The organism is Sphingomonas sp. Leaf198 (assembly GCF_001424005.1).
GTDB lineage: Bacteria > Pseudomonadota > Alphaproteobacteria > Sphingomonadales > Sphingomonadaceae > Sphingomonas.
The window spans coordinates 515,613-528,444 of sequence record NZ_LMPX01000004.1; the positions used below are offsets into that span (position 1 = coordinate 515,613).

The window sequence follows — 12,832 nt, forward strand, 5'->3', positions numbered from 1 at the left end:
CGTAAAAGCAGTCCCCGAACCACGGCCGTTGCCTGTGTCTCAGCGAGTTTGTTGCTAGTTATGTCGATGGATTTTGTCACGGTCTTTGCGCAAGCCGTTTCACGATTGGACTGCGGCTGTGGCGGTTTCGCAACAGACCAATCTAGACACTGCCGAACCGGGACCAATGCGGGCCGCGCCGTACGGTCCGCCGTACGGTTCGCCGCACCCTCCCAAGCAGGCCCGACAGTTGCCTCGCAACGGGCCGCGTCCTAGAGCCGCTGCACTGTATCCCTAACGATCGAACCTGGCCGCCCATGATCCTGTCCCGCTACGAACGGATGATAGCCCGCCGCTATCTGCTGCCGGGCAAGGGCGAGGCGTTCATCTTCCTCGTCGCCTCGATCAGCCTGGTCGCAGTCATGCTCGGCGTCGCCGCGCTAGTGATCGTGATGAGCGTGATGAACGGCTTCCGCGCCGAGCTGTTCGACAAGATCGTCGGGCTCAACGGCCATGCGGTGGTGCAGGGCGTCGGCAACCGGCTCCCCGACTGGCGCGAGATCGTCGCGCAGGCGCAGAAGACACCGGGCGTCACCAGCGCGCTGCCGCTGATCGAACAGCCGCTCGCCGCCACCTATAACGGCCGCGCCGAGGCGGTGCTAGTGCGCGGGATGCGCGTCGAGGACATCCGCCGCAATTCAACGATCAGCAACAAGGTCGTGATGGGCTCGCTCCAGTCGATCACGCAAGGGTCCGGCCGGATCGCGATCGGTTCGCGGCTCGCCGAATCGCTCGGCGCGCAGGTCGGCTCGGAGATTTCGCTGTTCAGCCCGCAAGGCCAGACCACGCCGTTCGGCACCGTCCCGCGGATCGTCAGCTACACGGTCGGCGCGATCTTCGAGATCGGCGTCTATGACTACGACAAGGCGTACATCATCATGCCGATCGAGGATGCGCAGACGCTGCTCCTGATGGGCGACGCGGCCGGCATGGTCGAGCTGAAGACGGTCGATGCGGACAAGGTCGGCGAGATCCTCAAGCCACTGGCCGACAAGATCGGCGGGCAGGCGGTGATCCAGGACTGGCGGACGATGAATGCGCAGCTGTTTGAGGCGCTGGCGGTCGAGCGTGTCGCGATGTTCACCGTGCTGTCGATCATCATCCTGGTCGCGGTGTTCAACATCCTCTCGTCGCTGATCATGCTGGTCCGCGCCAAGACGCGCGACATCGCGATTTTACGCACGATGGGCGCGACGCGTGGCTCGATGATGCGGATCTTCATCGTCGTCGGCACCACCATCGGTGCGCTCGGCACGGTCGCGGGCCTCGTGCTCGGCTTCATCTTCCTGTTCTACCGACAGGGCGTGGTGAACTTCGTCCAGCTCGTCACCGGCCAGAACCTGTGGGATCCATCGATCCGCTATCTGACCGAACTCCCGTCGAAGACCGACCCCGTCGAGATCGTCGTGATCGCACTGATGGCGCTTATCTTCAGCTTCCTCGCAACGCTCTATCCGGCCTGGAAAGCGGCGAGTACCGACCCCGTGCAGGTGCTGCGTTATGAATGAAGGCCTTCGTATCGACCGCCAGATCGAGAAGTTCGACGATTATGTCCTCCAGACCAGCGGACTGACCAAGAGCTTCACGCAGGGTGGCGCGACCATCGACGTCCTGCGCGGCGTCGACCTCGCGATCGCACCGGGCGAGATCGTCGCGCTGCTCGGGCCGTCGGGCTCGGGCAAGTCGACCCTGTTGCAAGCCGTGGGCCTGCTCGAAGGCGGCTTCCAGGGATCGATCAGGATCGCCGGCACCGAGGCCGCGAAGCTCAACGCGCATGAGCGCACGGTGGTGCGCCGCGACAGCCTCGGCTTCGTCTACCAGTTCCATCACCTGCTGCCGGACTTCAACGCGACCGAGAACGTCGTCCTCCCGCAACTCGTCCACGGCGCGACGCGGGTCGAGGCGGACCGGCGGGCAGCGGAATTACTGACCCAGCTCGGTCTCGGCCACCGCCTGACGCACCGCCCGAGCCAGCTCTCCGGCGGCGAGCAGCAGCGCGTCGCGGTCGCCCGCGCGCTGGCCAACAAGCCCGCGCTGGTGCTGGCGGACGAGCCGACCGGCAACCTCGACGAACACACCGCCGACATCGTCTTCGCCGAGTTCATCCGGCTGGTCCGCGAGCAGGGCACTGCGGCGGTGGTCGCGACGCACAACGAGCGGCTCGCGGCGCGCATGGACCGCGTGCTGCGATTACACGAGGGGCGGCTGGCGTGACCTGGGGCGAGACGCCGACGCTGACCGGGCGTCACGTCACGCTCCGGCCTTTGGTTGCCGAAGACAAGGACGCACTGGTCGCGGCGGCGTCGGCGGACGACCTCTGGGACACATTCTACGCCAACGTCGCGATGATGAAGGCACCCGACCGCTGGCTCGCCGCCGCGTTGCGCGAGCAGGGCTTCGGGCGCGCGCGGTTGTTCGCCGTGGTGGCGAACGGAATTGTCGTCGGCACCACCCGCTTCATGCGGATGAACGAGCCGAACAAGCGGCTCGAGATCGGCGGCACCTTCTACGCCAAGTCCGTCCAGCGCACTGGCGTCAACACCGAAGCCAAGCTGCTGCTGCTGACCCACGCCTTCGACGCACTCGGCTGCGAATGCGTCCAGATCCGCACTGACTCGCTCAACAAGAACTCGCAGCGCGCGATCGAACGCCTCGGCGCCAAGCGCGACGGCGTGCTGCGCGGGCATCAGGTGATGGCGGACGGCCGCTTGCGCGACACCGTCGTCTACAGCATCCTCCGCCACGAATGGGCGGGCGTGCGTCAGAACCTGACGTATCTGCTGGCCCGAAACGAGGACCGCCCATGACCGCGATTACCGACTTTACCGTAGAGAGCGCCGATGGCAGCGCAGCTTCGCTCGAACCCTATCGCGACAAGGTGCTGCTGATCGTCAACACCGCGTCGAAATGCGGCTTCACCCCGCAGTATGATGGCCTCGAGGCGCTACACCGTGACTACGCGGAGCGCGGGTTCGAAGTGCTCGCGTTCCCGTGCAACCAGTTCGGCGGGCAGGAGCCGGGTGACGCGGAGGAGATCGCGAACTTTTGCACGCTGACCTACGACGTGACGTTCCCGGTCTTCGCGAAGATCGACGTCAACGGGGCAGGGGCAGACCCGCTGTTCGAGCGGCTGAAGTCGGACGCGCCGGGCGTGCTGGGGTCGAAGGCGATCAAGTGGAACTTTACCAAGTTCCTCATCGATCGAGAGGGGAGTGTGGTCGACCGCTACGCGCCGACGACCAAGCCCGAGGACATCCGCAAGGACATCGAAAAGCTGCTGTAACGATCTGCCTCCACCCCGGCGAAGGCCGGGGCCCAATTGGGGGACGGCAGTGATGACCGCTACGCTCCGTTACTGCAACCTCTCCAATTGGGCCCCGGCTTTCGCCGGGGTGGTGCTTGAGGAGGTAAGCTGGCGTATCCCAAAACAAGCTTGTTCCCCCGCGAAGGCGGGGGCCCAGACTGGACTCCCGCCTTCGCGGGAGAACAAACTAGCGGTTCACACCGAAAATGCCGGCGCACCCTTCTTGTGCGCCAGCGCCGAAGCAACCGAAGTCACCCCACCAAACAAGAAGCTGATCCCCAAGACATACCCCGGCAACGTCAACGCCGACCAGGGCAGCGTCGCCAACACGATCACCGCCAGCACGATGTTCACCACCCCCAGCGCAATCATCAGCCCCTTGCCACGCCGAAACCGCGCCCCAAGCCCGATCTCCAACGCGCCCCGCACACCAAGCCAAACCGCAATCAGCAACGTCAGCGAGATCGCGCCCGTCACAGGCTCGAACGCCATGATCAGCCCGATCACCAGCGACACAAGCCCAAACCCGATCGCATAGCCGCGCCCCTCATGCCCCTTGCCGGCAAGCCCCGACGCGATCGACACGATCCCGGCCGCAATGAAGAACGCCCCGATCACCAACGTCGCGGCATAGGTCGCGGAGAACGGCGACGCGAACGCCATGATCCCAAGCACCACCGACAGTACGCCGTACGCCAGGATCCACCCCCAGCCAGCGCCCGCACGAGGCGTACCCGCAACCGTGGTTTCGGTATCGGCAAAGTGCCCGCGTGGATCGGTCATGAAGAATGCTCCCAGAAGTCCCCGCCGCAACGGCTCGTCGTGTCCACGGTTCCGACCGGACTCATCCCGGCTGGTCGAATCACGCCGCAGCGCCTACCTCCGGTCGATGCATTCCGGTTACGTCCCCCTCCGCGTTTTCTCCTGCTACACCATGCTCGACGGCGCCATTGATCCGAAAGCGATCGCCAAGCAGGCGCGCGCTCTCGGCTTTCCCGCCGCCGCACTGACCGACCGCAACGGGCTCTACGCCGCGATGGCCTATTCGGACGCCGCCAAGAAGGATGGCGTCCAGCCGATCATCGGCGTCATGCTCGGCGTCGGTCGCCCCGACATGCCCGACGGCGTCGCGACGCAGTTCGACTGGCTCGCGCTCTACGCGCAGAACATGACCGGCTACGACAATCTCTGCGCGCTCGTCTCGATGGCGCATCTCGACCGCCCAATCGAGATGCCCGCGCACGTCGATTTCGCCGCGCTCGAACGCCACACCGACGGCTTGATCGCGCTGACCGCAGGCGGCGAAGGCGGTCTCGCCCGGCTGTTCGCGGAAGGCCAGCCCGATCGCGCCCGCGCGTATCTCGACCGCCTGCAAGGCCTGTTCGACGACCGCCTCTACATCGAACTCTCGCGCCGCAACGACGCGATCGAGACGGCGGCCGAAGCCGACCTCATCGACATCGCGTACGAGCGCAACCTGCCGCTCGTCGCGACCAACCCGTGCTGCTTCACCGAGAGCGCGTTCGGCGACGCGCACGACGCCATGCTCTGCATCGCGCACTCGACCTATGTCGAAACCGAGGACCGTATCCGCAGCTGCCCCGAAGCGTGGATGAAGCCGGCTAAGGTCATGCACGAGATGTTCGCCGATCTGCCCGAGGCGATCGCCAACACGCTCGTCGTCGCGCAACGTTGCGCGGTGATGGCGCCGTATCGGAAACCGATCCTTCCCAGCCTCGCCGGCGATATCGAGGGCGAGGCCAAGCTGCTCCGCGACGACGCCGAAGCTGGCCTCGAAGCGCGCCTCGCCCGCATCACCGAGCTCCACGGTGAAGGCGAGGACGGCTGGCGCGACGTCTACCGCAAGCGGCTCGCGTTCGAGGTCGACGTGATCGTCCAGATGGGCTTCCCCGGCTACTTCCTGATCGTCGCGGACTTCATCAAATGGGCGAAGGACCACGACATTCCCGTCGGCCCGGGCCGTGGCTCGGGCGCGGGCTCGGTGGTCGCCTGGTCGCTGACGATCACGGACTTGGACCCGATCAAGCTCGGCCTGCTGTTCGAGCGCTTCCTGAATCCAGAACGCGTGTCGATGCCCGATTTCGATATCGATTTCTGCGAAACCCGCCGTGTGGAGGTGATCCGCTACGTCCAGGAGAAATACGGCCGCGATCAGGTCGCGCAGATCATCACCTTCGGAAAGCTGAAGGCGCGCGCGGTGCTCAAGGACACCGGCCGCGTGCTGCAGATGAGCTACGGCCAGATCGATCGCCTCGCCAAACTGGTACCCAACCACCCGACCGATCCCTGGACGTTGGAGCGCGCGCTGAACGGCGTCGGCGAATTGGCCAAGGAATACGCCAACGACAACGGCGTCCGGAAGCTCCTCGATCTGGCGATGAAACTGGAGGGTTTGCCGCGCCACTCGTCGACGCACGCCGCCGGCGTGGTGATTGGCGACCGGCCTTTGGCACAGCTCGTTCCGCTATATCGCGACCCTCGGTCCGACATGCCCGTCACCCAGTTCGACATGAAATATGTCGAGGGCGCCGGCCTCGTGAAGTTCGATTTCCTCGGCCTGAAGACGCTGTCGGTGCTGCAGAAGGCAGTGCAACTGCTCGCCAAGCGCGGCGTGACGGTCGATCTCGAGGCGCTCGAATGGGACGATGCGGGTGTCTACGCGCTACTGCAAAAGGGCGACACGGTCGGCGTGTTCCAGCTCGAGTCGGAGGGCATGCGCCGCACGCTGTCCGCGGTGCGCCCGTCCAATTTCGGCGACATCATCGCGCTCGTGTCGCTCTACCGACCGGGCCCGATGGACAACATCCCGTCGTTCGGCCGCCGCAAGAACGGCACTGAGGCGATCGACTACCCCCACCCGCTGCTCGAACCGATCCTGTCCGAGACCTACGGGATCTTCGTCTACCAGGAACAGGTCATGCAGGCCGCGCAGGTGCTGGCCGGCTTCTCGCTCGGCGGCGCCGATCTGCTGCGCCGCGCGATGGGCAAGAAGGTAAAGGCCGAGATGGACGCGCAGCGCGCGGGCTTCGTCGAGGGCTGCCTCACCGTCAACGGCATCAAGAAGGCCGAGGCGAACGCGCTGTTCGACTTGATCGACAAGTTCGCCGGCTACGGCTTCAACAAGAGCCACGCCGCGGCCTATGCGCTGCTCGCCTACCAGACCGCGTGGCTCAAGGCGCACCACCCGCACGAATTCTTTGCGGCCTCGATGTGCTACGACCTCCACCAGACCGACAAGCTGGCGATCTTCACCGACGACATGCGCCGTCTCGGGATCACTGCGCTGCCGCCGTGCATCAACGCGAGCCAGGCCGAGTTCGACGTCGAGGTTCTGCCCGATGTCGAGGAGAACAACCTCGCCGTCCGCTACGCCCTCGGCGCGCTGAAATCGGTCGGCGAAGGCGCGATGGAGAAGCTCATCGTCGAGCGCGTCCAGAACGGCCCGTTCGCCGGTCTCGACGATCTCGCCAAGCGCGTCGACCCGCGCCTCCTCAATAAGCGCCAGCTCGAAACGCTCGCCGCCGCCGGCGCGTTCGACGGCCTCGACCAGAACCGCGCCGGCATCCACGCCACCGCAGAGACGATCCTCGCGATCGCCGCGCGCACGCACGAACAGAAGACCAGCGGGCAGGGCGGCCTGTTCGGTGACGCCGAACCTGCCGGCGACGCGATCAAGCTGCCGCCATCGGTCCGCTGGACGCTCAGCCAGCGCATGGATCAGGAGAAGGAGGCGTTTGGCTTCTATTTCTCCGCGCACCCGGTCGATCGCCATCGCCACATCGCGGTCAGCCACGGCGCCCGCGCCTACACCGCGCTGTCCGAGCTCAACATCCCCGACGACGGCAGCCGCGCCGGCGCGACGATGGCGGTGCTGGTCGAAGACGCGCGCTATCGCACCTCCGCACGCGGCAAGCGTTTCATGATGGCGCAATGCTCCGACGCCAGCGGCCAGTTTATGGCGACCTGTTTTGACGACCAGGTCTCGCGCGATCTCGAAGAGGCAGCAAAGGCCGGCGGCTGTGGCCTCATCACCGTCGAACTCGACCGCAAGCCCGGCGAGGACACCCCGCGCGTCAGCATCAAGCGTATCCAGCCGTTCGAAGGCCTCGCCAACCTCGCGCGCTTCCAGGTGGTCGTTACGATCTCCGACATGTCCGCGTTCGCCGGCCTCGCCTCGCTGCTAGCCGAACATCGCGGCGCGCGCGGCGAGGTCCGCGTACGCGCGCCGACCCCCGATGGCGAGGTCTGCATCCTGCTCGGCCGCGACTTCCTGCTCGACGGAGAGCTTGTCGAGCACATCGAGTCGTTGCACGGTGTCGCCAAGGTGGAGATGAAGACCTCGGAAACGAGGCTCGCTCTGGTCGGATAACAGCTTGGGAGAGCATGAATGCTGGGTGGAATGCAGGATTTCGAGCTTCGTGTTCCCCGCCTGATCGACCACGCGGCACGCGAACACGGCGCGCGGGAACTCGTCAGCTACTGGGCCGACGGTCGCGAGACCCGCACCAACTGGGCCGGCATCGCGCGCGACGCCCGCAAACTGGCTCAAGCGCTCGAAAAGCTGGGCGTAGCGCCCGGTGACCGGGTCGCGACGCTGGCGATGAACCACGCGCATCACCTCGTCGCTTGGTACGGCACGATCGGCATGGGCGGCGTGATCCACACGATCAACCCGCGGCTGTTCGACGAACAGCTCGTCTACATCGCCAACCACGCCGAAGACCACGTGATGCTCTACGACAAGGCGTTCCAGCCGCTCGTCGATCGCCTGCGCGGGCAATGGGGCAGCATCCGCCACTATATCTGCTTCGATGACCTCGGTCCGGACGGTTTCCAGACGCTGCTCGACGCCGAGGACGGCGATTACGCGTGGGTCGAGGGCCCCGAGCGCGATCCGTGCATGCTCTGCTACACCAGCGGCACCACCGGCAATCCGAAGGGCGTCCTCTACACCCACCGCTCGACGCTGATCCACGCGATGGCCGAGGTCGCGCCGTGGGTGTTCGATCTTTCCCCCAATGCCGTCGTGCTCCCGGTCGTGCCGATGTTCCATGCCGCCGCCTGGGGCCTGCCGTTCGCCTGCGCGCTGTCGGGGGCGAAAGTCGTCTATTCCGCGGTCAACGATCCGGCCGTGCTGTGCCGCCTGATGAACGACGAGAAGGTCACCCACTCCGCCGGCGTGCCGACCGTATGGCTGGCGATGTTCGGCCACATGGACGCCTCGGGCGATGCGCCGCGCCACCTCAAGCAGGTAACGATCGGCGGCTCGGCAGCTCCCCGCGCGATGATCGAGAGGATCATGGGCATGGGCGCCACGGTGAAACACCTCTGGGGCATGACCGAAACCTCCCCAATCGGCACCGCCGGCTTCAATCCGCCGCACTGGGACGACATGAGTCACGACGAAAAACTCGACCTCGTCGGCAAGCAGGGGAGCGTCCCCTTCGGCATAGAACTCCGCATCATCGACGACGAAGGCGTGGTTCTTGCCCGCGACGGCAAGGTCGCCGGCCGCCTGCAAGTGCGAGGCCCTTGGGTAGTCCAACGCTATTTCGGCGCCGACGAGGACGCGGTTGACGGTGAATCCTGGTTCGACACCGGCGACGTCGCGATGCTGCATGCGGATGGCACGATGCAGATCACCGATCGCTCGAAGGACGTCATCAAATCCGGCGGCGAATGGATCAGCTCGGTCGATCTCGAGAACGCGGCGGTCGGCTGTCCGGGCGTGGCGGAGGCGGCGGCGATCGGCATCCACCACCCCAAGTGGGACGAGCGCCCGCTGCTGCTGGTCGTCCGCAAACCCGGCAGCGACGTCGGAGAAGCCGAGATCCGCGACCATCTGGCCAAGCACGTTGCGAAATGGTGGCTCCCCGACGCGATCGTCTTCGTCGACGACCTGCCCCACACCGCAACGGGCAAGCTCCTCAAGACAGCCCTACGCGAACGCTTCAGGAACTTCGTGTTGGCGACGGCTTAGCCTGCCTCGTCATGCCGGATTCGTTCCGGCATCCGCGGGCTACGAACTTGCGAGCATAGGAGACGCTGCGCGGTCAGTTCGCCGTTCCTTGTTCTCCCGCGAAGGCGGGAGCCCAGTCTGGGTCCCCGCCTTCGCGGGGAAACAAGTTCTCTGCCCCCCGACGCTCCCCAACCCCCCGATCATTTCGCACTTGCACAATTCCCGTGATCCAGCGAGCTTGTCACAATGACCGAGGCCACCCCGATCATCCGTACCGGCGCGAACGAGGCGAACGCCGTCACGTTGCCCGCACGGCCGGAAGCGCTCCGCCTCGATCCCGCGGAAACCGCGGTCGTCGTCATCGACATGCAGAACGCCTACGCCTCCCCCGGCGGCTACGTCGATACGGCCGGCTTCGACATCGCAGGCTCGGCCGGCACCATCGCCCAGATCGCCAAGGTCCTCGACACCGCCCGCGCAGCGAAAATGCCGGTCGTGTTCCTCCAGAACGGCTGGGACCCCGACTATGTCGAGGCCGGCGGCCCGGGCTCGCCCAACTGGCACAAGTCCAACGCGCTGAAAACGATGCGCGCCCGCCCCGAACTCCACGGCCAGTTCCTCGCGCGCGGGGGCTGGGACTACGAGATCGTCGACGCGCTCGCTCCCCAATCCGGCGACATCCGCGTCCATAAAACCCGCTACAGCGCGTTCTTCAATTCGCAGCTCGACAGCATCCTGCGCAGTCGCGGTATTCGCAACATCGTCTTCGTCGGCATCGCCACCAACGTCTGCGTCGAAAGCACGCTCCGCGACGGCTTCCACCTCGAATATTTCGGTGTGATGCTGGAGGACGCCACCCACCACCTCGGCCCGCCCGAGATGCAGGCGGCGACCGTCTACAACGTCGAGAAGTTCTTCGGCTGGGTCAGCACGGTAAGCGATTTCTGCGGTTCGTTCGGGCAGTTGCCGAAGTGACCCTTCCCTATTCCCTCGCGAACGCGGGGGCCCAGGAATCACGAACGCTACCGCCCGCAACCCTGGACCCCCGCCTCCGCGGGGGAACGGCGATGACTTGAAAGGAAAGCAGATGCCGTTCGAAGCCATCAACCCGCCCCAGTTCCCGACCCCCATCGCGCCCTATTCGGCCGCTGCGAAGGCGGGCAACACGGTCTATGTCTCGGGCGTGCTGGCACTAGGCGATGGCGGCACGGTCCTCCACGTCGGCGACGCCGCAGCCCAAACCCGCGCCGTCCTCGACACCATCAAGACCACGCTCGAAGCCGCCGGCGCGACGCTCGCCGACGTCGCCTTCAACCACATCTTTCTGAAGGACCTTGCCGACTACGCCGCCTTCAACACGGTCTACGCCGAGTATTTCCCCGGCCCCAAGCCCGCGCGCTACTGCATCAAGACAGACCTCGTGAAGCCCGACTGCCTCGTCGAGATCGCCAGCATCGCCCACCTCGCCTGATGGGGATCGCAGGCGGCATCCACTGGGAGGAGCACGGCCAGCCCGACGGCCCCGCGATCCTCTTGTCGAGCGGCCTCGGCGGCTCGGGCAGCTACTGGCAGCCGAACCTCGCGGCCCTCGGCGCCGGCCACCGCGTCATCACCTACGACCACCGCGGCACCGGCCGCTCCGACGCCCACGTTCCCGGCGACCTGACCGTCGACGCGATGGCCGCCGACGTGATCGCGCTCATGGACGCGATCGGGCTCGAGAGCTGCACCTTCATCGGCCACGCGCTCGGCGGCCATATCGGCCTCGCGCTGGCCCTGTCCGCACCCGAACGGCTCGAACGCCTCGTCGTCATCAACGGCTGGGCCAAGCTCGACCCGCATACCGCGCGCTGCTTCGACACGCGCCTCGCGCTGCTGAAAGACAGCGGCCCGCGCGCGTATCTCCACGCGCAACCGCTGTTCCTCTACCCGCCGCAATGGATTTCGGACCATCACGACCGGATCCAGGACGAGGAGGAGGCGATGCTCGCGCATTTCCCCGGCGCGGAGATGATCCAGCGACGCGTCGCGGCGGTCCGCCGGTTCAACATCGCCGGCCGCCTCGACGAGATTCGCGTCCCGACGCTGCTGGTTGCGTCCGACGACGACATGCTCGTGCCGCCGTCTGCCTCCGAAAAGCTCGCCGCCGGCATCCCCGGCGCGCAGCTTGCGCGGATGGCAGCGGGGGCGCACGCCTGCAACGTGACGCGCGCGGAGCATTTCAACATGTGGCTGCTCGACTGGCTCGACGGCGAATAGGAGCGGCATATGCAGGTCGGCGTCTTCGTGCCCATCAACAACAATGGCTGGCTGATCAGCGAGAACGCGCCGCAGTACAAACCAAGCTTCGACCTCAACAAGGCGATCGCGCAGGCCGCCGAGAAGCACGGGCTCGATTTCCTGCTGTCGATGATCAAGCTGCGCGGGTTCGGTGGCAAGACCGAGTTCTGGGACTACGGGCTGGAGAGTTTCACGCTGATGGCCGGCCTCGCCGCCGTCACCGAGAAGATCAAGATCTACGCGACCTGCGCCACGCTGCTCGTGCCCCCAGCCTATGCCGCGCGGATGTGCAACACGATCGATTCGATCAGCCACGGGCGGTTCGGGCTCAACCTCATTACTGGCTGGCAGCCCCCCGAATATACGCAGATGGGGATGTGGCCCGGCGACGAACATTTCCGCAATCGCTACAAGATGCTCGACGAATACGCGCACATCCTCCGCGAGCTGTGGGAAGAGGGGACGTCCGACTTCAAGGGCGACTATTACCAGATGACCGACTGCCGCGTCTGGCCCAAGCCGACCGGCGACATGAAGATCATCTGCGCCGGCTCCTCCGACGACGGCTTGGCGTTCTCGGCGAAATGGGCCGACTACGCGTTCTGCCTGGGGAAGGGCGTAAACACCCCGACCGCTTTTGCGTTCAACAACGAGCGGCTGGCCGTAGCGACCACGAAAACCGGCCGCGACGTGCAGATCTTCGTCCTGATCATGATCATCGCCGCCGAAACCGACGACGAGGCGATGGCGAAATGGAAACACTATAACGCTGGGGTCGACGTCGACGCGATCGCCTGGCTGATCGATCAGGGCGCCAAGGACACGCACAACACGGACACCAATGTCCGCCAGCTCGCCGCCCCCGAAGGCGCGGTCAACATCAACATGGGTACGCTGGTCGGCTCGTACGAAAGCGTCGCGCGGATGCTCGACGAGATGGCGGCCGTCCCCAACACCGGTGGCGTCCTCTTGACCTTCGACGACTTTCTCGAAGGTGTGGAAGCATTTGGGACGCGTATCCAGCCGCTGATGAAGAGCCGCGCGGGCGAGGTCCCGGGCTGAAGTAGCGGCTTGCTGGCCTAACCCGCCCCAACCTTCTTTTGCCTCGCCCTCTCCCGTTGAGAGAGGGAAAAGGCCAGCGGCATCTTCGCCGTGGAAAGGGTGAGGGCAAGAGGAGGGAGCGCGCGTGACGAAGCGATCACCGCGCAACCACCACCCCGGCGAAGGCC

General features: G+C 65.7%; 11 protein-coding genes. 10 read left to right on the forward strand and 1 reads right to left on the reverse strand.

Features of this window, described 5'->3' with window-relative positions:
• Window positions 1–296: 296 nt before the first annotated feature.
• Genes ASG20_RS17770 through ASG20_RS17785 form a run of 4 tightly spaced genes read left to right on the forward strand, consistent with a single transcriptional unit; the run spans window position 297 to window position 3,322 of the window.
• Complete coding sequence (locus tag ASG20_RS17770; RefSeq protein WP_056055916.1) at window positions 297–1,547, forward strand: lipoprotein-releasing ABC transporter permease subunit; 1,251 nt, start codon at window positions 297–299, stop codon at window positions 1,545–1,547.
• Complete coding sequence (locus tag ASG20_RS17775; protein WP_056055918.1) at window positions 1,540–2,253, forward strand: ABC transporter ATP-binding protein; 714 nt, start codon at window positions 1,540–1,542, stop codon at window positions 2,251–2,253. The genes ASG20_RS17770 and ASG20_RS17775 overlap by 8 nt, the downstream gene beginning before the upstream one ends.
• Window positions 2,250–2,846, forward strand: coding sequence for a GNAT family N-acetyltransferase (locus tag ASG20_RS17780; RefSeq protein WP_056055920.1), 597 nt, complete (start codon window positions 2,250–2,252; stop codon window positions 2,844–2,846). Before ASG20_RS17775 ends, ASG20_RS17780 begins: the two co-directional genes overlap by 4 nt.
• A complete protein-coding gene (locus ASG20_RS17785) occupies window positions 2,843–3,322 on the forward strand; it encodes a glutathione peroxidase (RefSeq protein WP_056055922.1) in 480 nt (159 codons plus the stop codon). Before ASG20_RS17780 ends, ASG20_RS17785 begins: the two co-directional genes overlap by 4 nt.
• 216 nt (window positions 3,323–3,538) lie before the next feature.
• Here ASG20_RS17785 and ASG20_RS17790 read toward each other — a convergent pair whose 3' ends face one another.
• A complete protein-coding gene (locus ASG20_RS17790; RefSeq protein ID WP_056055924.1) occupies window positions 3,539–4,126 on the reverse strand; it encodes an HdeD family acid-resistance protein in 588 nt (195 codons plus the stop codon).
• 151 nt (window positions 4,127–4,277) lie between these two features.
• Here ASG20_RS17790 and dnaE point away from each other — a divergent pair, with 151 nt between their 5' ends.
• The 6 genes from dnaE (at window position 4,278) to rutA (ending at window position 12,665) form a co-directional block, all read left to right on the forward strand.
• On the forward strand, window positions 4,278–7,733 hold the full coding sequence (dnaE, locus tag ASG20_RS17795) for a DNA polymerase III subunit alpha (protein WP_236698795.1): 3,456 nt from the start codon (window positions 4,278–4,280) through the stop codon (window positions 7,731–7,733).
• A gap of 18 nt (window positions 7,734–7,751) precedes the next feature.
• Entirely contained in the window at window positions 7,752–9,344 is a 1,593-nt protein-coding gene (locus ASG20_RS17800) for a long-chain fatty acid--CoA ligase (protein WP_056055928.1), read from the forward strand.
• Window positions 9,345–9,569: 225 nt separating this feature from the next.
• Window positions 9,570–10,298, forward strand: coding sequence for a pyrimidine utilization protein B (rutB, locus tag ASG20_RS17805; protein ID WP_056055930.1), 729 nt, complete (start codon window positions 9,570–9,572; stop codon window positions 10,296–10,298).
• 112 nt (window positions 10,299–10,410) lie between these two features.
• Window positions 10,411–10,794 (forward strand): pyrimidine utilization protein C, encoded by a 384-nt coding sequence (rutC, locus tag ASG20_RS17810; protein ID WP_056055932.1) that lies wholly within the window; start codon window positions 10,411–10,413, stop codon window positions 10,792–10,794.
• Window positions 10,794–11,582, forward strand: coding sequence for a pyrimidine utilization protein D (rutD, locus tag ASG20_RS17815; protein WP_056055934.1), 789 nt, complete (start codon window positions 10,794–10,796; stop codon window positions 11,580–11,582). The genes rutC and rutD overlap by 1 nt, the downstream gene beginning before the upstream one ends.
• 9 nt (window positions 11,583–11,591) lie before the next feature.
• Window positions 11,592–12,665 carry a pyrimidine utilization protein A gene (gene rutA / locus ASG20_RS17820; RefSeq protein WP_056055935.1) on the forward strand — a complete coding sequence of 358 codons (1,074 nt, stop codon included), beginning with the start codon at window positions 11,592–11,594 and terminating at the stop codon, window positions 12,663–12,665.
• Window positions 12,666–12,832 lie beyond the last annotated feature (167 nt).

What these genes read in the sequence shown, in the direction of transcription:
- ASG20_RS17770 (WP_056055916.1), top strand. Translation starts at nt 297, where the DNA reads ATGATCCTGTCCCGCTACGAACGGATGATAGCCCGCCGCTATCTGCTG.
- ASG20_RS17775 (WP_056055918.1), top strand. Translation starts at nt 1,540, where the DNA reads ATGAATGAAGGCCTTCGTATCGACCGCCAGATCGAGAAGTTCGACGAT.
- ASG20_RS17785 (WP_056055922.1), top strand. Translation starts at nt 2,843, where the DNA reads ATGACCGCGATTACCGACTTTACCGTAGAGAGCGCCGATGGCAGCGCA.
- ASG20_RS17790 (WP_056055924.1), bottom strand. Translation starts at nt 4,126, where the DNA reads ATGACCGATCCACGCGGGCACTTTGCCGATACCGAAACCACGGTTGCG.
- dnaE (WP_236698795.1), top strand. Translation starts at nt 4,278, where the DNA reads ATGCTCGACGGCGCCATTGATCCGAAAGCGATCGCCAAGCAGGCGCGC.
- ASG20_RS17800 (WP_056055928.1), top strand. Translation starts at nt 7,752, where the DNA reads ATGCTGGGTGGAATGCAGGATTTCGAGCTTCGTGTTCCCCGCCTGATC.
- rutB (WP_056055930.1), top strand. Translation starts at nt 9,570, where the DNA reads ATGACCGAGGCCACCCCGATCATCCGTACCGGCGCGAACGAGGCGAAC.
- rutC (WP_056055932.1), top strand. Translation starts at nt 10,411, where the DNA reads ATGCCGTTCGAAGCCATCAACCCGCCCCAGTTCCCGACCCCCATCGCG.
- rutD (WP_056055934.1), top strand. Translation starts at nt 10,794, where the DNA reads ATGGGGATCGCAGGCGGCATCCACTGGGAGGAGCACGGCCAGCCCGAC.
- rutA (WP_056055935.1), top strand. Translation starts at nt 11,592, where the DNA reads ATGCAGGTCGGCGTCTTCGTGCCCATCAACAACAATGGCTGGCTGATC.